General features: G+C 66.4%; 16 protein-coding genes and 4 tRNA genes. 1 reads left to right on the forward strand and 19 read right to left on the reverse strand.

The window, feature by feature from the left end:
• Positions 1-208 precede the first annotated feature (208 nt).
• The 5 genes from rpsJ to rpsL all read right to left on the reverse strand — a co-directional run bounded on the left by rpsJ (position 209) and on the right by rpsL (position 5,204).
• Complete coding sequence (gene rpsJ, locus FJ694_RS21160) at positions 209-520, reverse strand: 30S ribosomal protein S10 (protein ID WP_110401797.1); 312 nt, start codon at positions 518-520, stop codon at positions 209-211.
• Positions 521-614: 94 nt separating this feature from the next.
• A complete protein-coding gene (gene tuf, locus FJ694_RS21165; RefSeq protein ID WP_157269314.1) occupies positions 615-1,805 on the reverse strand; it encodes an elongation factor Tu in 1,191 nt (396 codons plus the stop codon).
• A gap of 192 nt (positions 1,806-1,997) precedes the next feature.
• Positions 1,998-4,100 (reverse strand): elongation factor G, encoded by a 2,103-nt coding sequence (fusA, locus tag FJ694_RS21170; RefSeq protein WP_157269315.1) that lies wholly within the window; start codon positions 4,098-4,100, stop codon positions 1,998-2,000.
• Positions 4,101-4,169: 69 nt separating this feature from the next.
• On the reverse strand, positions 4,170-4,640 hold the full coding sequence (gene rpsG / locus FJ694_RS21175; RefSeq protein WP_157269316.1) for a 30S ribosomal protein S7: 471 nt from the start codon (positions 4,638-4,640) through the stop codon (positions 4,170-4,172).
• Positions 4,641-4,829: 189 nt separating this feature from the next.
• A complete protein-coding gene (gene rpsL / locus FJ694_RS21180) occupies positions 4,830-5,204 on the reverse strand; it encodes a 30S ribosomal protein S12 (protein WP_028998895.1) in 375 nt (124 codons plus the stop codon).
• A 363-nt stretch (positions 5,205-5,567) separates the two neighbouring features.
• On the opposite strand from rpsL, the gene FJ694_RS21185 reads away from it, so the two are divergent.
• Positions 5,568-6,056: a PIN domain-containing protein gene (locus tag FJ694_RS21185; RefSeq protein WP_157269317.1), complete on the forward strand. Its 489-nt coding sequence runs from the start codon at positions 5,568-5,570 to the stop codon at positions 6,054-6,056.
• Between the two features lie 81 nt (positions 6,057-6,137).
• Here FJ694_RS21185 and rpoC read toward each other — a convergent pair whose 3' ends face one another.
• The 14 genes from rpoC to FJ694_RS21255 form a co-directional block, all read right to left on the reverse strand.
• Positions 6,138-10,394, reverse strand: coding sequence for a DNA-directed RNA polymerase subunit beta' (gene rpoC, locus FJ694_RS21190; protein ID WP_157269318.1), 4,257 nt, complete (start codon positions 10,392-10,394; stop codon positions 6,138-6,140).
• Positions 10,395-10,415: 21 nt separating this feature from the next.
• Positions 10,416-14,540 (reverse strand): DNA-directed RNA polymerase subunit beta, encoded by a 4,125-nt coding sequence (gene rpoB / locus FJ694_RS21195; RefSeq protein ID WP_157269319.1) that lies wholly within the window; start codon positions 14,538-14,540, stop codon positions 10,416-10,418.
• Between the two features lie 302 nt (positions 14,541-14,842).
• Entirely contained in the window at positions 14,843-15,220 is a 378-nt protein-coding gene (rplL, locus tag FJ694_RS21200) for a 50S ribosomal protein L7/L12 (RefSeq protein WP_066342375.1), read from the reverse strand.
• Positions 15,221-15,262: 42 nt separating this feature from the next.
• The gene (gene rplJ / locus FJ694_RS21205; RefSeq protein ID WP_157269320.1) at positions 15,263-15,793 is read right to left on the reverse strand and encodes a 50S ribosomal protein L10; all 531 of its coding nucleotides are present in this window, start codon (positions 15,791-15,793) and stop codon (positions 15,263-15,265) included.
• A 287-nt stretch (positions 15,794-16,080) separates the two neighbouring features.
• Positions 16,081-16,788 (reverse strand): 50S ribosomal protein L1, encoded by a 708-nt coding sequence (rplA, locus tag FJ694_RS21210; RefSeq protein WP_157269321.1) that lies wholly within the window; start codon positions 16,786-16,788, stop codon positions 16,081-16,083.
• Positions 16,789-16,790: 2 nt separating this feature from the next.
• A complete protein-coding gene (rplK, locus tag FJ694_RS21215) occupies positions 16,791-17,222 on the reverse strand; it encodes a 50S ribosomal protein L11 (protein WP_066342372.1) in 432 nt (143 codons plus the stop codon).
• Between the two features lie 182 nt (positions 17,223-17,404).
• On the reverse strand, positions 17,405-17,983 hold the full coding sequence (gene nusG / locus FJ694_RS21220) for a transcription termination/antitermination protein NusG (protein ID WP_157269322.1): 579 nt from the start codon (positions 17,981-17,983) through the stop codon (positions 17,405-17,407).
• 13 nt (positions 17,984-17,996) lie between these two features.
• A complete protein-coding gene (gene secE, locus FJ694_RS21225) occupies positions 17,997-18,383 on the reverse strand; it encodes a preprotein translocase subunit SecE (protein WP_157269323.1) in 387 nt (128 codons plus the stop codon).
• Positions 18,384-18,508: 125 nt separating this feature from the next.
• Positions 18,509-18,584 (reverse strand) — tRNA-Trp (locus FJ694_RS21230).
• Between the two features lie 34 nt (positions 18,585-18,618).
• The gene (gene tuf, locus FJ694_RS21235; protein ID WP_157269314.1) at positions 18,619-19,809 is read right to left on the reverse strand and encodes an elongation factor Tu; all 1,191 of its coding nucleotides are present in this window, start codon (positions 19,807-19,809) and stop codon (positions 18,619-18,621) included.
• 41 nt (positions 19,810-19,850) lie between these two features.
• Positions 19,851-19,925, reverse strand: a tRNA-Thr gene (locus tag FJ694_RS21240).
• Positions 19,926-19,985: 60 nt separating this feature from the next.
• Positions 19,986-20,059, reverse strand: a tRNA-Gly gene (locus FJ694_RS21245).
• A 112-nt stretch (positions 20,060-20,171) separates the two neighbouring features.
• Positions 20,172-20,257: transfer RNA gene (locus tag FJ694_RS21250), tRNA-Tyr, on the reverse strand.
• A gap of 118 nt (positions 20,258-20,375) precedes the next feature.
• The gene (locus FJ694_RS21255) at positions 20,376-21,098 is read right to left on the reverse strand and encodes a uracil-DNA glycosylase (protein ID WP_157269324.1); all 723 of its coding nucleotides are present in this window, start codon (positions 21,096-21,098) and stop codon (positions 20,376-20,378) included.
• Between the last annotated feature and the right edge of the window lie 57 nt (positions 21,099-21,155).

Here is a 21,155-nt window from a genome sequence, read left to right on the forward strand (position 1 = left end):
CTTCTCCAGCCCCGCATGGCGAGGCCTTTGTTTCAGACACCCGACATCGATTGGCCGGGATGACATTGCCGGCAGCGCTGCACGGCACAAAGCCGCATCGCGCTGCCAACCTGCACAAAAAGCGCCCACGAGGGGCGCCCTGGTGCAAAGCCGGCGATTGTAGCAGACGAGGAAATCCCTGCGCCAGCCCCAATCGCTCAGGCCGAAATCACTGCAGCTTGATCTCGACGTCCACGCCCGCGGGCAGGTCGAGCTTCATCAGCGCGTCCACCGTCTTGTCGGTGGGATCGACGATGTCCATCAGGCGCTGGTGGGTGCGGATCTCGAACTGGTCGCGCGAGGTCTTGTTGACGTGCGGCGAGCGCAGGATGTCAAAGCGCTGCATGCGCGTGGGCAGGGGCACGGGGCCCTTGACGATGGCGCCGGTGCGCTTGGCCGTCTCCACGATCTCCTGGGCCGACTGGTCGATCAGCTTGTAGTCGAAGGCCTTGAGGCGGATGCGGATCTTCTGCTTCTGCATGACGTTTCCTTGAAAAGAGCGATGCGGCCCACGGGACCGCGGTATTGAAGGTGCAAACCCGGGCCGCTGCCGGCCCGGGACGTCACGCAACGGCTTACTCGACGATCTTGGCCACGACGCCGGCGCCGACGGTGCGGCCGCCTTCACGGATGGCGAAGCGCAGGCCTTCTTCCATGGCGATCGGGGCGATCAGCTTGACGGTGATGGAGACGTTGTCGCCGGGCATCACCATTTCCTTGTCCTTGGGCAGCTCCACCGCGCCGGTCACGTCCGTGGTGCGGAAGTAGAACTGGGGACGGTAGTTGTTGAAGAACGGCGTGTGGCGGCCGCCCTCGTCCTTGGACAGCACGTACACCTCGGCGGTGAAGTGCGTGTGCGGCTTGATCGAGCCGGGCTTGCACAGCACCTGGCCGCGCTCGACGTCCTCGCGCTTGGTGCCGCGCAGCAGGATGCCCACGTTGTCGCCGGCCTGGCCCTGGTCGAGCAGCTTGCGGAACATTTCCACGCCGGTGCAGGTCGTCTTTTGCGTGGCGCGGATGCCCACGATCTCGATTTCCTCGCCGACCTTGATCACGCCGCGCTCGACGCGACCCGTGACCACGGTGCCGCGGCCGGAGATCGAGAACACGTCTTCCACGGGCATCAGGAACGTGCCGTCCACGGCACGCTCGGGCGTCGGGATGTAGCTGTCCAGCGCGTCAGCCAGGCGCATGATCGCGGCCTCGCCCAGGTCGCCCTTGTCGCCTTCCAGGGCCAGCTTGGCCGAGCCCTTGACGATCGGGGTGTCGTCGCCGGGGAAGTCGTACTTGGACAGCAGCTCGCGGACTTCCATTTCCACGAGCTCCAGCAGCTCCTCGTCGTCGACCATGTCGCACTTGTTGAGGAACACGATGATGTAGGGCACGCCCACCTGGCGAGCCAGCAGGATGTGCTCGCGCGTCTGGGGCATCGGGCCGTCGGCGGCCGAGCACACCAGGATGGCGCCGTCCATCTGCGCCGCGCCCGTGATCATGTTCTTCACGTAGTCGGCGTGGCCGGGGCAGTCAACGTGCGCGTAGTGGCGGTTGGCCGTCTCGTACTCGACGTGCGCGGTGTTGATCGTGATGCCGCGCGCCTTCTCTTCCGGAGCCGCGTCGATCTGGTCGTAGGCCTTGGCCTCGCCGCCGAACTTCGACGACAGGATGGTCGTGATCGCCGCCGTCAGCGTCGTCTTGCCATGGTCCACGTGGCCGATGGTGCCCACGTTGACGTGCGGCTTGGTCCGCTCGAACTTACCTTTTGCCATTGTTCTCTCCTGGTCAAAGAGCAGTGCCAGTGCTCATGTTTAAGGTCTCGTGGCGGCACTGATAGCCGCCTGCCACTGGCAGCAGGCGGTGTGCGCGCCGAAGACCGGCTGGGGTTGTCTTGTAGGTACGGGCGCAACCGCGCCCGCCACCTTGAAGGGTGCGCCTGCAAGGCGCACCCGCTTTTGCGACGATTACTTGCCGCGGGCCGTGATGATCGCGTCGGCCACGTTCTTCGGAGCTTCGGCGTAGTGCTTGAACTCCATGGTGTACGTGGCGCGGCCCTGCGACATCGAGCGCAGCGTGGTCGAGTAGCCGAACATTTCCGACAGCGGGACTTCGGCCTTGATGACCTTGCCGCCGCCGGGCATGTCGTCCATGCCCTGCACCATGCCGCGACGGGACGACAGGTCGCCCATCACCGAGCCGGCGTAGTCTTCGGGCGTCTCCACCTCGACGGCCATCATCGGCTCCAGGATCACCGGGCTGGCACGGCGGCAGGCTTCCTTGAAGCCCATCGAAGCAGCCATCTTGAACGCGTTTTCGTTCGAGTCCACCTCGTGGTAGGAACCGAAGGTCAGCGTGACCTTGACGTCCACCACCGGGTAGCCGGCCAGCACGCCGTTGGGCAGCGTGTCCTCGATGCCCTTGGCCACCGCCGGGATGAACTCGCGCGGCACCACGCCGCCCTTGATGGCGTCCACGAACTCGTAGCCCTTGCCCGGCTCCTGCGGCTCGACCTTCAGCACGACGTGGCCGTACTGGCCCTTGCCGCCGGACTGGCGCACGAACTTGCCTTCGACGTCCACCGCGGTCTTGCGAATGGTTTCGCGGTAGGCCACCTGCGGCTTGCCGACGTTGGCTTCCACACCGAACTCGCGCTTCATGCGGTCGACAATGATCTCCAGGTGCAGCTCGCCCATGCCGGAGATGATGGTCTGGCCCGACTCCTCGTCCGTCTTGACGCGGAACGACGGGTCTTCAGCAGCCAGACGGCTCAGGGCGATGCCCATCTTCTCCTGGTCGGCCTTGGTCTTGGGCTCCACGGCCTGCGCGATCACGGGCTCGGGGAAGACCATCTTTTCCAGCGTGATGATGGCATCCGGGTCGCACAGGGTTTCGCCCGTGGTGACTTCCTTCAGGCCCACGCAGGCGGCGATGTCGCCGGCCAGGATTTCCTTGATTTCCTCACGCTGGTTGGCGTGCATCTGCAGGATCCGGCCGATGCGCTCCTTCTTGCCCTTGATCGGGTTGAAGACGGTGTCGCCCGACTTCAGCACGCCCGAGTAGACGCGCACGAAGGTCAGCTGGCCGACGTACGGGTCGGTCATCAGCTTGAACGCCAGCGCGGCGAACTTCTCGTTGTCGTCGGCCTTGCGGGTGACGGGCTGGTCGTCATCGTCCGTGCCCTGCACCGCGGCGATGTCCACCGGCGACGGCATGAATTCGATCACGGCGTCGAGCATGCGCTGCACGCCCTTGTTCTTGAAGGCGGTGCCGCACAGCATCGGCTGGATTTCGCCAGCGATGGTGCGCGAGCGCAGACCCTGCTTGATCTCGGCCTCGGTCAGCTCGCCGGTCTCGAGGTACTTGTTCATCAGCTCCTCGGACGACTCGGCAGCGGCCTCGACCATCTGCTCGCGCCACTTCTCGCACTCGGCCTGCAGGTCCGCCGGGATGTCGGCGTAGTCGAACTTCATGCCCTGCGAAGCCTCGTCCCAGACGATGGCCTTCATCTTGAGCAGGTCCACCACGCCCTTGAAGTTTTCCTCGGCGCCGATGGGCACGACGATGGGCACGGGGTTGGCCTTCAGGCGCGTCTTCATCTGGTCATAGACCTTGAAGAAGTTGGCGCCGGTGCGGTCCATCTTGTTGACGAAAGCCAGGCGCGGCACCTTGTACTTGTTGGCCTGGCGCCAGACGGTCTCGGACTGCGGCTGCACGCCACCCACGGCGCAGTACACCATGCAGGCGCCGTCGAGCACGCGCATGGAGCGCTCCACCTCGATGGTGAAGTCCACGTGGCCCGGGGTGTCGATGATGTTGATGCGGTGCTCGGGGAAGGACAGGTCCATGCCCTTCCAGAAGCAGGTCGTCGCAGCGGAGGTGATCGTGATGCCCCGCTCCTGCTCCTGCTCCATCCAGTCCATGGTGGCAGCGCCGTCATGGACCTCACCGATCTTGTGGTTCACGCCCGTGTAGAACAGGATCCGTTCGGTCGTGGTCGTCTTGCCGGCATCGATGTGCGCCGAGATACCGATGTTGCGGTAGCGCTCGATGGGGGTCTTGCGGGACATGGTGTCACTCCAAATACAGGGGCCGCCCGCGGGTTGGTACTAACCCTTGGGCGGCCGGAACAGTGCAGTTTAGAAGCGGAAGTGCGAGAAGGCCTTGTTGGCTTCGGCCATGCGGTGCACTTCGTCACGCTTCTTCATGGCGCCGCCACGGCCTTCGCTAGCTTCCAGCAGTTCGTTTGCCAGACGCGCCGCCATGGACTTCTCGCCGCGCTTGCGGGCCGAGTCCTTGAGCCAACGCATGGCCAGCGCGACGCGGCGCACGGGGCGAACTTCCACGGGAACTTGGTAGTTCGCACCGCCGACGCGGCGGGACTTGACCTCGACCATCGGCTTGACGTTGTTCAGCGCGACCATGAAGACCTCCAGCGGGTCCTTGTTGGCCTTCTTCTCGACCTGCTCCAGCGCGCCGTAGATGATGCGTTCGGCCACGGCCTTCTTGCCGGACTCCATCACCACGTTCATGAACTTGGACAGATCGACCGAGCCGAACTTCGGATCGGGCAGGATCTCGCGCTTGGGTACTTCGCGACGACGTGGCATTTCACTCTTCCTTTGACTTCAGTTGGCAGGCTCTGCGCGTTCTTGACTGCTTGGCTCGCCCACCGCGGAGGCCTCTGCAAGGCACTCCACTTACTCGGCCGCCCGTAAAGCTTCAGTGCTTTGCGGACCACCGCGACACGCCCGGCAACGGCCTCTTCGGCCGCCCTCCCGGCAATTGACGGCTTCTGATTACTTCTTGGGCCGCTTCGCGCCGTACTTGGAGCGCGACTGCTTGCGGTCCTTGACGCCCTGCAGGTCCAGCGAGCCGCGCACGATGTGGTAGCGCACGCCCGGCAGGTCCTTCACGCGGCCGCCGCGCACGAGCACCACCGAGTGCTCCTGCAGGTTGTGGCCTTCACCGCCGATGTAGGAGATGACCTCGAAGCCGTTGGTCAGGCGCACCTTGGCGACCTTCCGCAGCGCCGAGTTCGGCTTCTTAGGAGTGGTCGTGTAGACGCGGGTGCAGACGCCGCGGCGCTGCGGGCCGCCCTGCATGGCAGGCGACTTGGACTTCGTGGGCTCGGTCTCGCGACCGTGGCGCACGAGCTGGTTGATGGTTGGCATAGGACTTGTTCCCGTTTGAAGTCACACCTGCGCCGGCACCCGCCGTGTGCGGCTCAGCCCGCTGTGGGCATGGACCGCGGCAAGGGCGCTGGCGACTTGAATTCTTCCGACAAGAGGCCGAGCACTCCAGGTTTTGGAGACGGGCCCGAAGCCGCGAATGTTCGCTCGCGGTGAGCCGCCCGACAAAGAGCGCAGCAGGATCTGCCGAAAAGCCGGCGATTATAGTGCGCTCACCCCAATGGGTGCAAGTTGTCCACAGTTTGGGGGCTTCCTGGCCGTGACCAATGCCCCACTGCGGCGCCCGACCATTCGCCGGGCTCGCCGATTCCCGATGCCCTGCAGCGCGCGCTGTCCGCCCCCGTCATGCCCGATACCCCTCCCCTGCCATCCTCCGCCTCGCCCGATGCCGTCGCCACGGACCTCGTCGTGCTCGACAGCAACGCCGTGCTGGACTGGCTGCTGTTCAACGACGCCGCGATGCAGCCGCTGGGCGCCGCCGTCGCGGCCGGCCGCTGCCGCTGGATCGTCACCCCCGCGCTGCGCGGCGAGCTGGAACACGTGCTCGCGCGCGGCCTGCGCAGCCGCCCGGCCGCGGATGCCACGCCGCTGTGGCAGGCCTGGCAGCGCCTGGCCTGCACGGTGGCGCCGCCGCCGGACGTGCCGCCGCCGCCGGGACTGCGCTGCAGCGACGGCGACGACCAGAAGTTCCTGGACCTGGCGCTGGCGCAGCGCGCGCGCTGGCTGGTCAGCCGCGACCGTGCCCTGCTCAAGCTGCGCCGGCGTGCGCTCGCGCGCGGGCTGCTGATCGTCACGCCGGCGCAGTGGGCCCAGGCCGCCGCGTCCGTGTCCTGACGGCGCAAAGAAAAAGGCGGCCGAAGCCGCCTTTCGCTTGCCGGCCGAACCGGGCGAACCGGTTCGGCATCAGCAGGCCTTTCAGCCCTGGCCCTCGGCCGACGGCGTCGGCGGCGTGGGCTCGTCCGCATCGGCGGCATCGGCGTCCACGTGCGCCAGCTGCATGGCGGCCAGCTCCTGCGCCTCCTGCATGGCGATGGCGCGGCGCTCGTTCTCGTCCATGTCCTCCTTGGCCTTGCGGGCCTGGTGGAAGGCCATGCCGGTACCGGCCGGGATCAGGCGGCCAACGATCACGTTCTCCTTGAGACCGCGCAGCTCGTCGCGCTTGCCCATGATCGCCGCCTCGGTCAGCACGCGCGTGGTCTCCTGGAAGGAGGCCGCGGAGATGAACGAGTCGGTGGACAGCGAAGCCTTGGTGATGCCCAGCAGCACGTCGGCGTAGCTGGCCGGCACCTTGCCCTCGCCGCGCAGGCGGTCGTTGGTGTCGAGCAGCTCGGAGCGCTCCACCTGCTCGCCGGCGATGTAGGAGCTCTCGCCCGGGTTGACGATCTGCACGCGGCGCAGCATCTGGCGAACGATCACCTCGATGTGCTTGTCGTTGATCTTCACGCCCTGCAGACGGTAGACGTCCTGCACCTCGTCGACGATGTAGCGCGCCAGCTCCTCCACGCCCAGCAGGCGCAGGATGTCCTGCGGATCGGCCGGGCCGTCCACGATCGACTCGCCCTTGTTCACCACCTGGCCTTCGTGCACCAGGATGTTCTTGTCCTTGGGGACGAGCTCCTCGTACACCTTGCCGTCCGGGTCGGTGATCTGCAGCCGCACCTTGCCCTTGGTCTCCTTGCCGAAGGACACCGTGCCGGTGATCTCGGCCAGGATGCCCTTGTCCTTGGGCGAACGGGCTTCGAACAGCTCGGCCACGCGCGGCAGACCGCCCGTGATGTCGCGGGTCTTCTGGCCTTCGACCGGGATGCGCGCCAGCACTTCGCCCGGGGCGAGGTCCTGGCCGTCACGCACCTGGATCAGCGCGCCGACCTGGAAGCCGATCGTCACCGAGTGGTCGGTGCCGGGGATCTTGACTTCCTGGCCCGCCGCGTCGAGCAGCTTCACCTGCGGACGCACCACCTTCGCGGCACCGCGGCGCTTCGGGTCGATCACCACCAGGGTGGACAGGCCCGTGACCTCGTCCACCTGCTTGGCGACCGTCACGCCCTCCTCGACGTTCTCGAACTTCGCCCGGCCGGCGAATTCCGTAATGATCGGGCGGGTCAGCGGGTCCCAGTTCGCCAGCACGGTGCCGGCCTTGATGGCCTGGTCCGCCTTGACGTTCAGGGTCGCGCCGTAGGGCACCTTGTGGCGCTCGCGCTCGCGGCCGTGCTGGTCGGAGATGACGATCTCGCCGGAACGCGAGATCACCACCAGCTCGCCCTTGCCGTTGGTCACGTAGCGCATCGTCGGGTTGAAGCCGATGAAGCCGTCCGACTTCGCCTCCACGCTGGAAGCCACCGCCGCGCGCGAGGCCGCGCCGCCGATGTGGAAGGTCCGCATCGTCAGCTGCGTGCCCGGCTCGCCGATCGACTGCGCCGCGATCACGCCCACCGCCTCGCCGACGTTGACCAGGCCGCCGCGGCCCAGGTCGCGGCCATAGCAGCGCGCGCACAGGCCGAAGCGCGTGCCGCAGGTCAGCGGCGTGCGCACCTTGACCTCGTCGGCGCCGGCGGCCTCGATCGCGTCGAGCGTGTCCTCGTCGAGCATCGCGCCCGCCGCAACGATCACTTCCTGCGTCTCGGGGTGCAGCACCTCGATGGCGGTGACGCGGCCCAGGATGCGGTCGCGCAGCGACTCGATCACCTCGCCGCCCTCGACCAGCGCGCGCATGGCGATGCCGTTCTCGGTGGTGCAGTCCTCCTCGGTGACCACCAGGTCCTGCGTCACGTCCACCAGGCGGCGCGTCAGGTAGCCGGAGTTGGCGGTCTTGAGCGCCGTGTCTGCCAGGCCCTTGCGCGCGCCGTGCGTGGAGATGAAGTACTGCAGAACGTTCAGGCCCTCGCGGAAGTTCGCGGTGATGGGCGTCTCGATGATCGAGCCGTCCGGCTTGGCCATCAGGCCGCGCATGCCCGCGAGCTGGCGGATCTGGGCGGCGGAGCCCCGCGCCCCGGAGTCGGCCATCATGTAGATGGAGTTGAACGACTCCTGCTCCACTTCCTTGCCGTGGCGGTCCGTGACCTTCTGCTTGGCCAGCTGGCTCATCATGACCTTGCCGACCTCGTCGCCGGTCTTGCCCCAGATGTCCACGACCTTGTTGTAGCGCTCGCCGGCGGTCACGAGACCCGAGACGTACTGCTGCTCGATCTCCTTGACTTCCTTCTCCGCGCGCTCGATCAGGCCATGCTTTTCCTTCGGCACCAGCATGTCGTCGATGGCGATGGAGATGCCCGCGCGCGTGGCCAGGCGGAAGCCCGACTGCAGCAGCTTGTCGGCGAACACCACCGTGTCCTTGAGGCCGCACTTGCGGAAGGACACGTTGATCAGGCGCGAGATCTCCTTCTTCTTCAGCGCCTTGTTCATGTTGCTGAAGGGCAGGCCCTTGGGCAGGATCTCCGACAGCAGCGCGCGGCCCACCGTGGTGTCCACGAGCTTGGTCTCGGGCACGAACTCGCCCGTGTCCTTGTCCTTGACCCACTCCGTCAGCCGCACGGCGATCTTGGCCGTGATCTCCACCACGCCGTTGTCCAGCGCGCGCTGCACTTCCTGCACGTTGGAGAAGATCAGGCCCTCACCCTTGCCGTTGGTGCGCTCGCGCGTGGCGTAGTACAGGCCCAGCACCACGTCCTGCGACGGCACGATGGAGGGCTCGCCGTTGGCCGGGAACAGCACGTTGTTGGAGGCCAGCATCAGCGTGCGGGCTTCCATCTGCGCCTCGATCGACAGCGGCACGTGCACGGCCATCTGGTCGCCGTCGAAGTCGGCGTTGAAGGCCGCGCACACCAGCGGGTGCAGCTGGATCGCCTTGCCCTCGATCAGCACCGGCTCGAAGGCCTGGATGCCCAGGCGGTGCAGCGTCGGCGCCCGGTTGAGCATCACCGGGTGCTCCTTGATCACCTCTTCGAGGATGTCCCAGACCACCGGCGTGCCGGACTCGACTTCCTTCTTCGCGGCCTTGATGGTCGTGGCGATGCCCATCGCCTCCAGGCGCGAGAAGATGAAGGGCTTGAACAGCTCCAGCGCCATCAGCTTGGGCAGGCCGCACTGGTGCAGCTTGAGCGTCGGGCCCACGGTGATGACGGAGCGGCCCGAGTAGTCGACGCGCTTGCCCAGCAGGTTCTGGCGGAAGCGGCCGCTCTTGCCCTTGATCATGTCGGCCAGCGACTTCAGCGCGCGCTTGTTCGCGCCCGTCATCGCCTTGCCGCGGCGGCCGTTGTCCAGCAGCGAGTCCACCGCCTCCTGCAGCATGCGCTTCTCGTTGCGCACGATGATCTCGGGCGCCTTGAGCTCCAGCAGCCGCGCCAGGCGGTTGTTGCGGTTGATGACGCGGCGGTACAGGTCGTTGAGGTCGGAGGTCGCGAAGCGGCCGCCGTCCAGCGGCACCAGCGGACGCAGGTCCGGCGGCAGCACCGGCAGCACGTCGAGCACCATCCAGTTGGGCTTGATGCCCGACTTCTTGAAGGCCTCCATGACCTTCAGCCGCTTGGAGTTCTTCTTGACCTTGAGCTCCGAGCCGGTCATGTCGCCGCGCAGCTTCTCGATCTCGACGTCGAGGTCCATCTCCTCCAGCAGCTGCTTGATGCCCTCGGCGCCCATGAGCGCGATGAACTCGTCACCGTGCTTGTCGCGCTCGGCCTCGTACTGGTCCTCGGAGAGGATCGAGAACTTCTTCAGCGGCGTCATGCCCGGATCGACCACGACGTACGCTTCGAAGTACAGCACGCGCTCGATGTCGCGCAGCGTCATGTCGAGCACCAGGCCCAGGCGGCTCGGCAGGCTCTTCAGGAACCAGATGTGCGCGCACGGCGCGGCCAGGTCGATGTGGCCCATGCGGTCGCGCCGCACCTTGGTCTGCGTGACCTCGACGCCGCACTTCTCGCAGATCACGCCACGGTGCTTCAGGCGCTTGTACTTGCCGCACAGGCACTCGTAGTCCTTGATCGGGCCGAAGATCTTGGCGCAGAACAGGCCGTCACGCTCGGGCTTGAACGTGCGGTAGTTGATGGTCTCGGGCTTCTTCACCTCGCCGAACGACCACGAGCGGATCTTCTCGGGCGAAGCCAGCCCGATCTTGATCGCGTCGAAGTGTTCATCCGGGGTGAACTGCTTGAAAAGGTCCAAAAGTCCCTTCATGCCTAACTCCTTGTCCGTTCCTTAGTTGCGCTCGAGCTCGATGTCGATGCCGAGCGAACGGATTTCCTTGACCAGCACGTTGAACGACTCGGGCATGCCCGCCTCGATCGAGTGCTCGCCCTTGACGATGTTCTCGTAGACCTTGGTGCGGCCGTTCACGTCGTCGGACTTCACGGTCAGCATCTCCTGCAGCACGTAGCTCGCGCCATAGGCCTCCAGCGCCCACACTTCCATCTCGCCGAAGCGCTGGCCGCCGAACTGCGCCTTGCCGCCCAGGGGCTGCTGCGTCACCAGCGAGTACGGGCCCGTGGAGCGCGCGTGCATCTTGTCGTCCACCAGGTGGTGCAGCTTGAGCACGTGCATGTAGCCCACCGTCACCGGGCGCTCGAACTGCTCGCCGGTGCGGCCATCGCACAACCACGCCTGCGTGCGCGTGGGCGTGAGGCCCTTGCGCGCGGCGATGTCGTCCGGGTAGGCCAGCTTGAGCATGCCGCGGATCTCTTCTTCCTTGGCGCCGTCGAACACCGGGGTGGCGAAGGGCACGCCCTTGGAGAGGTTGTGCGCCATCTCCAGGATCTCGTCGTCGCTGAGGTGCTCCAGGCGCTCGGTCTTGCCGCCGGACTGGTTGTAGAGCTGGTCCAGGAACTGGCGCAGCTCCGCCACCTTGGCCTGCTGCTGCAGCATGTCGCCCAGGCGCTGGCCCAGGCCCTTGCCGGCCCAGCCCAGGTGCACTTCGAGCACCTGGCCCACGTTCATGCGCGAAGGCACGCCCAACGGGTTGAGCACGATGTCGGCAGGCGTGCCGTCGGCCATGTAGGGCATGTCCTCGATCGGCACGATCTTGGACACCACGCCCTTGTTGCCGTGGCGGCCGGCCATCTTGTCGCCGGGCTGCAGGCGGCGCTTGACCGCCAGGTACACCTTGACCATCTTGAGCACGCCCGCGGGCAGCTCGTCGCCCTGCGTGAGCTTCTTGCGCTTCTCTTCGAACGCGAGATCGAAGCTGTGGCGCGTCTGCTCCAGCGAGTTCTTGATGGACTCGAGCTGGTTGGCGATGTCCTCTTCCGCCGGGCGGATGTCGAACCAGTGGTACTTCTCGACACCCGAGAGGTACTCCTTGCTCAGCACGGTGCCCTTGGCGATCTTCTGCGGGCCGCCGTTGGCCACGCGGCCGGTGAGCAGCTTCTCGATCCGGTCGAAGGCGTCGGCCTCGACGATGCGCAGCTGGTCGTTGAGGTCCAGGCGGAAGCGCTTCAGCTCATCGTCGATGATCTGCTGGGCGCGCTTGTCGCGCTGGATGCCCTCGCGGGTGAACACCTGCACGTCGATGACGGTGCCGCTGGTGCCCTGGTCCACGCGCAGCGACGTGTCCTTCACGTCCGAGGCCTTCTCGCCGAAGATCGCGCGCAACAGCTTCTCTTCCGGCGTGAGGGTGGTCTCGCCCTTCGGCGTGACCTTGCCCACCAGCACGTCGCCCGGGTTCACCTCGGCGCCGATGTAGACGATGCCCGACTCGTCCAGGCGAGCCAGCTGCTGCTCGGACAGGTTCGGGATGTCGCGGGTGATCTCCTCGCTGCCCAGCTTCGTGTCGCGGGCCATGACCACCAGCTCCTCGATGTGGATCGAGGTGTAGCGGTCCTCGGCCACCACGCGCTCCGAGATCAGGATCGAGTCCTCGAAGTTGTAGCCGTTCCAGGGCATGAACGCGACCAGCATGTTCTGGCCCAGCGCGAGCTCGCCGATGTCGGTGGAGGCGCCGTCGGCAATGATGTCCTCGGCCGCCACCTTGTCGCCGCGCCGCACGATGGGACGCTGGTGGATGTTCGTGTTCTGGTTCGAGCGCTGGTACTTGATGAGGTTGTAGATGTCCACGCCGACTTCACCGGCCACCGTCTCGTCGTCGTTGACGCGGATCACGATGCGGTTGGAGTCGATGTAGTCCACCACGCCGCCGCGGCGCGCCGCGACCACCGTGCCGGAGTCCTTGGCCGCCACGCGCTCCACGCCCGTGCCGACGAAGGCCTTCTCCGGACGCAGCGTCGGCACCGCCTGGCGCTGCATGTTGGCGCCCATGAGCGCGCGGTTGGCGTCGTCGTGCTCCAGGAAGGGCACCAGCGAGGCCGCCACCGACACGATCTGCGCCGGCGCCACGTCCATGTACTGCACGCGCTCAGGGGACAGCAGCACCGACTCGCCCTTCTCGCGCGCCGACACCAGTTCATCCACCAGCTGGCCGTTCTCGTCGAGCGTGGCGTTGGCCTGGGCGATGACGTACTTGCCCTCCTGGATGGCGGACAGGTAGTCGATCTGGTCGGTGACGTGGCCGTTCTCGACGCGGCGGTACGGCGTCTCCAGGAAGCCGTACTCGTTGAGCTGCGCATACAGCGCCAGCGAGTTGATCAGGCCGATGTTCGGGCCTTCCGGCGTCTCGATCGGGCACACGCGGCCGTAGTGCGTCGGGTGCACGTCGCGCACCTCGAAGCCGGCGCGCTCGCGCGTCAGGCCGCCCGGGCCCAGCGCGGAGACGCGGCGCTTGTGCGTGATCTCCGACAGCGGGTTGGTCTGGTCCATGAACTGCGACAGCTGCGACGCGCCGAAGAACTCCTTGAGCGCCGCGGAAATCGGCTTGGAGTTGATCAGGTCGTGCGGCATCAGCGCTTCGGTCTCGGCCTGGCCCAGGCGCTCCTTGACGGCCTTCTCGATGCGCGCCAGGCCCGAGCGGTACTGGTTCTCGGCCAGCTCGCCCACGCAGCGCACGCGCCGGTTGCCCAGGTGGTCGATGTCGTCCACCTCGCCGCGGCCGTTGCGCAGCTCGACGAGGATCTTGACCACGTCGAGGATGTCCTCGTTGGACAGCGTCATGTCGCCCTCGGCCGTGTCGCGGCCGACGCGGGCGTTGAACTTCATGCGGCCCACGCGCGACAGGTCGTACGTGTCGGCGCTGTAGAACAGGCGGTTGAACAGGGCCTCGACCGCGTCCTCGGTCGGCGGCTCGCCGGGGCGCATCATGCGGTAGATAGCCACGCGCGCGGCCAGCTGGTCGGCCGTCTCGTCGGAGGCCAGCGTCTGGCTGATGTAGGCGCCCTCGTCGAGCTCGTTGGTGTAGAGCACCTGCAGCTCGCGGATGCCCGCGGCGCGCAGCTTCTTGAGCAGGCTCTCGGTGATCTCGTCGTTGGCCTTGGCCACGATCTCGCCGGTGTCCGGGTCCACCATGTTGCGCGCGATGACGCGGCCGACGATGAAGTCCTCGGGCACGCTGATGAACTGCGTGCCGCCCTGCTCCAGCGTGCGCACGTGGCGCGCGGTGATGCGCTTGTCCTTCTCGACGATGACGGCGCCGTTCTTGTCCGTGATGTCGAAGCGCGCGATCTCGCCCTTCAGACGGTCGGCCACGAACTCCAGCTGCGCGCCGGTGTCCATGAGGCGGAAATTGTCGAAGTCGAAGAAGTTGGCCAGGATCTGCTCGGGGTTCAGGCCGATGGCCTTGAGCAGGATCGTCACCGGCATCTTGCGGCGGCGGTCGACGCGGAAGTAGAGGATGTCCTTCGGGTCGAACTCGAAGTCCAGCCACGAGCCGCGGTAGGGAATGATCCGCGCGCTGAACAGCAGCTTGCCCGAGCTGTGCGTCTTGCCCTTGTCATGCTCGAAGAACACGCCCGGCGAGCGGTGCAGCTGGCTGACGATGACGCGCTCGGTGCCGTTGACGATGAAGGAGCCGTAGTCGGTCATGAGCGGCACTTCGCCCATGTAGACCTCCTGCTCCTTGATCTCCTTGACCGTCTTGGCCTGCGGGCTCTCGCGGTCGTAGATGATCATCTGCAGCCGCGCGCGCACCGCCGCGGCGTAGGTCAGCCCGCGCTGCTGGCACTCGCGCGTGTCGAACGCCGGCTTGGCGATGTTGTACTCGATGAACTTCATCTCCACGTACCCGTTGTGCGACACGATCGGGAAGGCGGAGAGGAAAGCGGCCTGCAGGCCCTCGGGCTTGCGCTTTTGCGGCGGAACGTCCTTCTGCAGGAAGGCGACGTAGGACTCCCGCTGCATCGTCAGCAGGTAGGGAACGTTGAGAACACTCTCACGCTTGCCGAAGCTTTTGCGGATGCGCTTGCGCTCGGTGTAGCTGTACGTGGGGGAAACTTGCGCCATATATGCTCCGTGTCGAGAACACGCGCCCCGGGCCCTGGAAGCGCGCGCTCGTCGGCGACTGGCTCTACTCGGACCTTGCGTCCGGAGCTTGGTGGCTGGCCACTACCAGCCGCTGGCGGACAACCCCGGCGTTGCACCGGAGCCCGACCAAACCCGTTCCCTGCAGTCGGATCAGAGAACACTCGGAAAAAGCCGCGCACGGCTGTTTCCGGCTGTTCTCGCCCTTGCAGGACTTTACGTCCTGAAGAGCGAAAAGGCTGGCGGCCTTGAATTCAGCCGCCAGCCCTTTGGGGTCAAGCGAATTACTTGAGCTCGGCCTTGGCGCCGGCTTCCACCAGCTTCTTGACGGCGGCTTCGGCGTCGGCCTTGGCGATGGCTTCCTTGACGTTCTTCGGAGCGCCGTCGACCAGATCCTTGGCTTCCTTCAGGCCCAGGCCCGTCAGTTCGCGCACGGCCTTGATGACGGAGACCTTGTTGGCGCCGGCTTCGAGCAGCACGACGTTGAACTCGGTCTTCTCTTCGACCGGGGCAGCGGCGCCACCGGCACCACCAGCGGCCGGGGCAGCCATGGAAGCGGCGGACACGCCGAACTTCTCTTCGATGGCCTTGACCAGGTCATTGAGTTCCATCACGGACATGCTGTCCAGGGCGGTCAGGAAGGCGTCTTTGTCGAATGCCATTTGGGATTCCTCGATTTGCAGTGATTCAGTGAAAACGGTGCGTCAGGCCGCGGCGGCCTCGGCAGCAGGAGCGGCTTCTTCCGCGCCACCGCCACGCTTCTCGGCCAGGGCCGCCAGCACGGCTGCGGTGCGCTGGATCGGCGCCTTCAGCAGGCCGGCCAGCTGCGACAGCAGGACTTCCTTGCTGGGGATCGATGCCAGGGCCTTGACGCCTTCGGCGTCCAGGGCCTTGCCCGCGTACGCGCCGGCCTTGATGACCAGCTTGTCGTTGCCCTTGGCAAAGTCGGCGATGACTTTGGCCGCGGCCACGGCGTCTTCGGAAAAGCCGTAGATCAGCGGGCCGACCATGCTCTCCGACGCCACCTCGAACGGCGTGCCGGCAACGGCACGGCGCGCCAGCGTGTTCTTCAGCACGTGAAGGTACACACCCTGCGCCCGCGCGGTCACGCGCAGCTTGTTCAGGTTTTCGACGGTGAGGCCACGGTACTCGGCCAGCGCCAGGGTCTGCGACTTGGCGGCTTGCGCTGCCACGTCGCTGACGACGGCTGCCTTCTCGTTGCGATTGAGACTCAAGGTCTGCTCCTCACAAAACGCCCACCCCTGGCAACGGCCTTGCGGCCATGTTCAAGAGCAGGCACCACGTTCAGCGACCTTGCTGCTCCAGGAACCCCTTGCGGGACAACTTTCACAGCGGGTGCGCCATCTGCGCTGGCGTCGGGACTGCGCCCTCCATTACGGCGCCCGAAAAGGCGCGCCACCAGCGGTCTTGGATGACCCGTGCCTGGATGACTCCAGGCACGGCCCACCAATGCTTTTGCGCTCCGGCGCGCCAGACTCGCGCGCCGGGGCGGGACTCGATGTCAGCCCTGCGCCTGGGTGGCGATGGAGCCGACTTCCACGCGCACGCCCACGCCCATGGTCGAGGACACGGCAACCTTGCGCAGGTACACGCCCTTGCTCGACGCCGGCTTGGCCTTGTTCAGCGCTTCGAGCAGCGCGGCCAGGTTGCCCACGAGCTTGCCGTCCTCGAAGGAGCGGCGGCCGATGGTGCCGTGGATGATGCCGTTCTTGTCCACGCGGAACTGCACCTGGCCGGCCTTGGCGTTGCGCACCGCGGTGGCGACGTCAGGGGTCACGGTGCCGACCTTGGGGTTCGGCATCAGGCCGCGCGGGCCCAGGATCTGGCCCAGCGTACCGACCACGCGCATCGTGTCCGGCGAGGCGATCACGACGTCGAAGTTCAGGTTGCCGGCCTTGACCTGCTCGGCCAGGTCTTCCATGCCGACGATGTCGGCGCCGGCGGCGCGGGCTTCATCAGCCTTGGCGCCCTGGGCGAACACCGCCACGCGCTTGGTCTTGCCGGTGCCGTTGGGCATCACGACGGCGCCGCGCACCACCTGGTCGGACTTCTTGGCGTCCACGCCCAGCTGCACGGCCACGTCGATGGCCTCGTCGAACTTGGCGGTGGCGAATTCCTTGACGAGGGCCAGCGCGTCGTTGATCGGGTACAGCTTCAGGCTGTCGATCTTGCCCTGCTGGGCCTTGGCTTTCTTGGTCAGCTTGGCCATGTTCAGACTCCTTCGACCAGCACGCCCATGGAGCGCGCGGTACCGGCAATGATGCGGACGGCGCCGTCGAGGTCGGCAGCGTTGAGGTCCTTCATCTTGGCCTTGGCAATGTCCTCGAGCTGGGCACGGGTCAGCTTGCCGACCTTCTCCAGGTGCGGACGGGCCGAGCCCTTCTCCAGCTTGATGGCCTTCTTGATCAGCACGCCGGCGGGCGGCGACTTGATCTGGAAGGTGAAGGACTTGTCGGCGAACGCGGTGATCACCACCGGCAGCACCAGGCCCGGCTCGTAGCTCTGCGTCTGAGCGTTGAACGCCTTGCAGAACTCCATGATGTTCAGGCCGCGCTGGCCCAGGGCCGGACCGATCGGGGGCGAGGGGTTCGCCTTGCCGGCCGGGACTTGAAGCTTGATCAAGCCGACGATTTTCTTGGCCATGTCTTTCTCCAGTGCAGCCCCGGCGGCCAAGCCGGGACTGTCGAGTCAAGCGCGCACGGATTGGCTACCGTGCGCTCCTCATGCCGGCCTCTCGTTGCCGGCTGCCACGGGCGGAAAAGTCAGGGCCTTCCGCCACGCCCAAAACCTGATGTCCCGCAGGCCCCGCGAAGGGCCTTGCGGCGTCAGACCTTCTCGACCTGCGAGAAGTCCAGCTCCACCGGGGTGGCGCGGCCGAAGATCGTGACCGACACCCGCACCTTGGACTTCTCGTAGTTGACTTCCTCGACCGCGCCGTTGAAGTCGGTGAACGGGCCTTCCTTGACCCGCACCATCTCGCCCACCTGCCACTCGACCTTGGGCCGCGGCTTCTCGATGCCTTCCTGCATCTGGTTGACGATCTTCATCACCTCGGCCTCGGAGATCGGGGCCGGGCGGTTCTTGGCACCGCCGACGAAACCGGTGACCTTGCTGGTGTGCTTCACCAGGTGCCAGGACTCGTCGTCCATCAGCATCTCGACCAGCACGTAGCCGGGGAAGAAGCGGCGCTCGGTGACGGCCTTCTTGCCGTTCTTGAGCTCCACCACCTCCTCGGTAGGCACCAGGATGCGGCCGAACTTGGCCTGCATGCCCGCACGCTCGATGCGCTCGCGCAGGTTGCGCTCCACCGCCTTCTCCATGCCGGAGTAGGCATGCACCACGTACCAGCGCATCGGCGACGCGGCCGGGGCGGCGCCTTCCTGTCCTGCCACTTGTTCGCTCATTGCCTCAGCCCCTTCAACTTCTCCAACCCAGGACCAGGTCGTACAGGACCCACTCCAGCGTCTTGTCGGTGAACCACAGGAACAAGGCCATCACGAGCACGAATGCAAAGACGTAGCCCGTCATCTGCATCGCTTCCTTGCGCGTGGGCCACACCACCTTCTTGACCTCGCGCACCGCGTCGCGGCCGAAGGCAATGAGGCGCTTGCCGGCCTCGGCAGTGAAGAACGTGGCCACGGCCGCGACCAGCAGCACCAGCAGCGCCGCCACGCGCACCCACAGCGGCTGCGCGCCCAGCAGGTAGAACGCGGCCACGCCGGCGACCACCAGCGCCAGCGCGCCGGCAAGCCGGGCCCGGTCCGCGCCGGAGGCAACGGTTTCGACTTGGGGGTTGGGAGTCATCGGATTAGTTTCGTCGGGCGCCAAAAGCACCCATCAGCAGCAAAGCCCGCCGGGCGTCTGATTCCCGTGCGGGCTGCTGTCTGGCCGCTCGAACCGAAACTGGACTTGCGTTCAGTAGCGGGACTTGGCAGGGGCAGAGGGAATCGAACCCCCAACCTTCGGTTTTGGAGACCGACGCTCTGCCAATTGAGCTATACCCCTGCGGCCTTTACCTGATCGGCTTGGTGAGCCGGGATTACTCGACGATCTTGGCCACGACGCCGGCGCCGACGGTGCGGCCGCCTTCACGGATGGCGAAGCGCAGGCCTTCTTCCATGGCGATCGGGGCGATCAGCTTGACGGTGATGGAGACGTTGTCGCCGGGCATCACCATTTCCTTGTCCTTGGGCAGCTCCACCGCGCCGGTCACGTCCGTGGTGCGGAAGTAGAACTGGGGACGGTAGTTGTTGAAGAACGGCGTGTGGCGGCCGCCCTCGTCCTTGGACAGCACGTACACCTCGGCGGTGAAGTGCGTGTGCGGCTTGATCGAGCCGGGCTTGCACAGCACCTGGCCGCGCTCGACGTCCTCGCGCTTGGTGCCGCGCAGCAGGATGCCCACGTTGTCGCCGGCCTGGCCCTGGTCGAGCAGCTTGCGGAACATTTCCACGCCGGTGCAGGTCGTCTTTTGCGTGGCGCGGATGCCCACGATCTCGATTTCCTCGCCGACCTTGATCACGCCGCGCTCGACGCGACCCGTGACCACGGTGCCGCGGCCGGAGATCGAGAACACGTCTTCCACGGGCATCAGGAACGTGCCGTCCACGGCACGCTCGGGCGTCGGGATGTAGCTGTCCAGCGCGTCAGCCAGGCGCATGATCGCGGCCTCGCCCAGGTCGCCCTTGTCGCCTTCCAGGGCCAGCTTGGCCGAGCCCTTGACGATCGGGGTGTCGTCGCCGGGGAAGTCGTACTTGGACAGCAGCTCGCGGACTTCCATTTCCACGAGCTCCAGCAGCTCCTCGTCGTCGACCATGTCGCACTTGTTGAGGAACACGATGATGTAGGGCACGCCCACCTGGCGAGCCAGCAGGATGTGCTCGCGCGTCTGGGGCATCGGGCCGTCGGCGGCCGAGCACACCAGGATGGCGCCGTCCATCTGCGCCGCGCCCGTGATCATGTTCTTCACGTAGTCGGCGTGGCCGGGGCAGTCAACGTGCGCGTAGTGGCGGTTGGCCGTCTCGTACTCGACGTGCGCGGTGTTGATCGTGATGCCGCGCGCCTTCTCTTCCGGAGCCGCGTCGATCTGGTCGTAGGCCTTGGCCTCGCCGCCGAACTTCGACGACAGGATGGTCGTGATCGCCGCCGTCAGCGTCGTCTTGCCATGGTCCACGTGGCCGATGGTGCCCACGTTGACGTGCGGCTTGGTCCGCTCGAACTTACCTTTTGCCATGCTCAGCTCTCCTGGCGATCAAACGAGTTCACTCTGTTGGGTGGTGCCCATGGCGCGGATCGAACGCGCGACCTCTCCCTTACCAAGGGAGTGCTCTACCACTGAGCCACATGGGCATCGGCACAGGTCTGGACTCTTCTTCATCAGAGCCCACACCACTGCCGAGGCGTGATCGCTGGAGCGGGAGACGGGAATCGAACCCGCGTCATCAGCTTGGAAGGCTGGGGTTCTACCATTGAACTACTCCCGCCAGGGAGCCGGTCCGGCAACCCCACTGCAGCCTCAGCCATCGCCTGCAGTGCGGCCCGCCGGGCCTGGCCGCACTGCGTCAGCGACGCGCAGCACAACCGAATAGTTTGCCTTGGTGGAGGAGGCTGGATTCGAACCAGCGTAGGCGTAAGCCAACAGATTTACAGTCTGCCCCCTTTAGCCACTCGGGCACCCCTCCGAGGCAAGACCAAGACTATAACACCTACTTCTGGGGGATGCAAAGCCTTTCAAAGAAAATTTGAAAAAGGCTTCGGTATCGACAGGGTCCCCTCCGACGGGGGCCTTCCAGAACTGCCTCACAGCTGCCAGTCGATCGCCCGGCCGCGCTCGGCCAGGTACGCGCTGGCCAGCCCGAAGTGCCCGCAGCCGATGAAGGGCAGCGGCGGCTTCGTCGCCGCCAGCGGCGAGGGGTGGTTGCTGACCAGCACCAGATGCTCGCCGCCCGCCGCTTCGACCAGCGGCCGCTTCGCCTGCGCATGCGCGCCCCACAGCATGAAGACCTTGGGACTCGGCTCCGCCGCCGCGGCCTGGATCAGCGCGTCCGTGAGCGCCTCCCAGCCCCGCTTGGCATGGCTGGCCGGCTTGCCCTCCTCCACCGTCAGCGTGGTGTTGAGCAGCAGCACGCCGCGCTGCGCCCAGCCCACCAGGTGACCGTGGCGCGGCGGCCGCAGCCCCAGGTCGCGCTGCAGCTCCTTGAAGACGTTGCGCAGGCTCGGCGGCGGCGCCACCCCTTCCGGCACCGAGAAGGCCAGCCCCTCGGCCTGCCCCACGCCGTGGTACGGGTCCTGGCCCAGCAGCACCACTTTCACTTCGGGCAGCGGCGTGAGCTCCAGCGCGCGCAGCGGCCGCGCCGGGAAGACCGTAGCCCCGGCCGCCAGGCGCTGGTCCACGAAGCCGACCAGGGCCTGTCCAGGAAGCGACTCCAGCCAGGCATCGACCACCGCCTGCCAGCCGGGATCGACACCCTGCAGCCGCGACTCCAGCGGCGGCTGCAGCCGGTTCAGTGAAGGCATGTCCATGGTGGGAATCTTCCAAAGCCGTGGCCTGCCTCTGCGGCAAGGCAGGGGCCCGGCCGC

This window comes from Azohydromonas aeria (assembly GCF_009760915.1).
In the GTDB taxonomy this organism is placed as follows: domain Bacteria; phylum Pseudomonadota; class Gammaproteobacteria; order Burkholderiales; family Burkholderiaceae_C; genus Azohydromonas; species Azohydromonas aeria.

Coding starts and splice junctions, on each gene's coding strand:
- rpsJ (WP_110401797.1), bottom strand. CDS start 520: ATGCAGAAGCAGAAGATCCGCATCCGCCTCAAGGCCTTCGACTACAAG.
- tuf (WP_157269314.1), bottom strand. CDS start 1,805: ATGGCAAAAGGTAAGTTCGAGCGGACCAAGCCGCACGTCAACGTGGGC.
- fusA (WP_157269315.1), bottom strand. CDS start 4,100: ATGTCCCGCAAGACCCCCATCGAGCGCTACCGCAACATCGGTATCTCG.
- rpsG (WP_157269316.1), bottom strand. CDS start 4,640: ATGCCACGTCGTCGCGAAGTACCCAAGCGCGAGATCCTGCCCGATCCG.
- rpsL (WP_028998895.1), bottom strand. CDS start 5,204: ATGCCAACCATCAACCAGCTCGTGCGCCACGGTCGCGAGACCGAGCCC.
- FJ694_RS21185 (WP_157269317.1), top strand. CDS start 5,568: ATGCCCGATACCCCTCCCCTGCCATCCTCCGCCTCGCCCGATGCCGTC.
- rpoC (WP_157269318.1), bottom strand. CDS start 10,394: ATGAAGGGACTTTTGGACCTTTTCAAGCAGTTCACCCCGGATGAACAC.
- rpoB (WP_157269319.1), bottom strand. CDS start 14,540: ATGGCGCAAGTTTCCCCCACGTACAGCTACACCGAGCGCAAGCGCATC.
- rplL (WP_066342375.1), bottom strand. CDS start 15,220: ATGGCATTCGACAAAGACGCCTTCCTGACCGCCCTGGACAGCATGTCC.
- rplA (WP_157269321.1), bottom strand. CDS start 16,788: ATGGCCAAGCTGACCAAGAAAGCCAAGGCCCAGCAGGGCAAGATCGAC.
- rplK (WP_066342372.1), bottom strand. CDS start 17,222: ATGGCCAAGAAAATCGTCGGCTTGATCAAGCTTCAAGTCCCGGCCGGC.
- nusG (WP_157269322.1), bottom strand. CDS start 17,983: ATGAGCGAACAAGTGGCAGGACAGGAAGGCGCCGCCCCGGCCGCGTCG.
- secE (WP_157269323.1), bottom strand. CDS start 18,383: ATGACTCCCAACCCCCAAGTCGAAACCGTTGCCTCCGGCGCGGACCGG.
- tuf (WP_157269314.1), bottom strand. CDS start 19,809: ATGGCAAAAGGTAAGTTCGAGCGGACCAAGCCGCACGTCAACGTGGGC.
- FJ694_RS21255 (WP_157269324.1), bottom strand. CDS start 21,098: ATGGACATGCCTTCACTGAACCGGCTGCAGCCGCCGCTGGAGTCGCGG.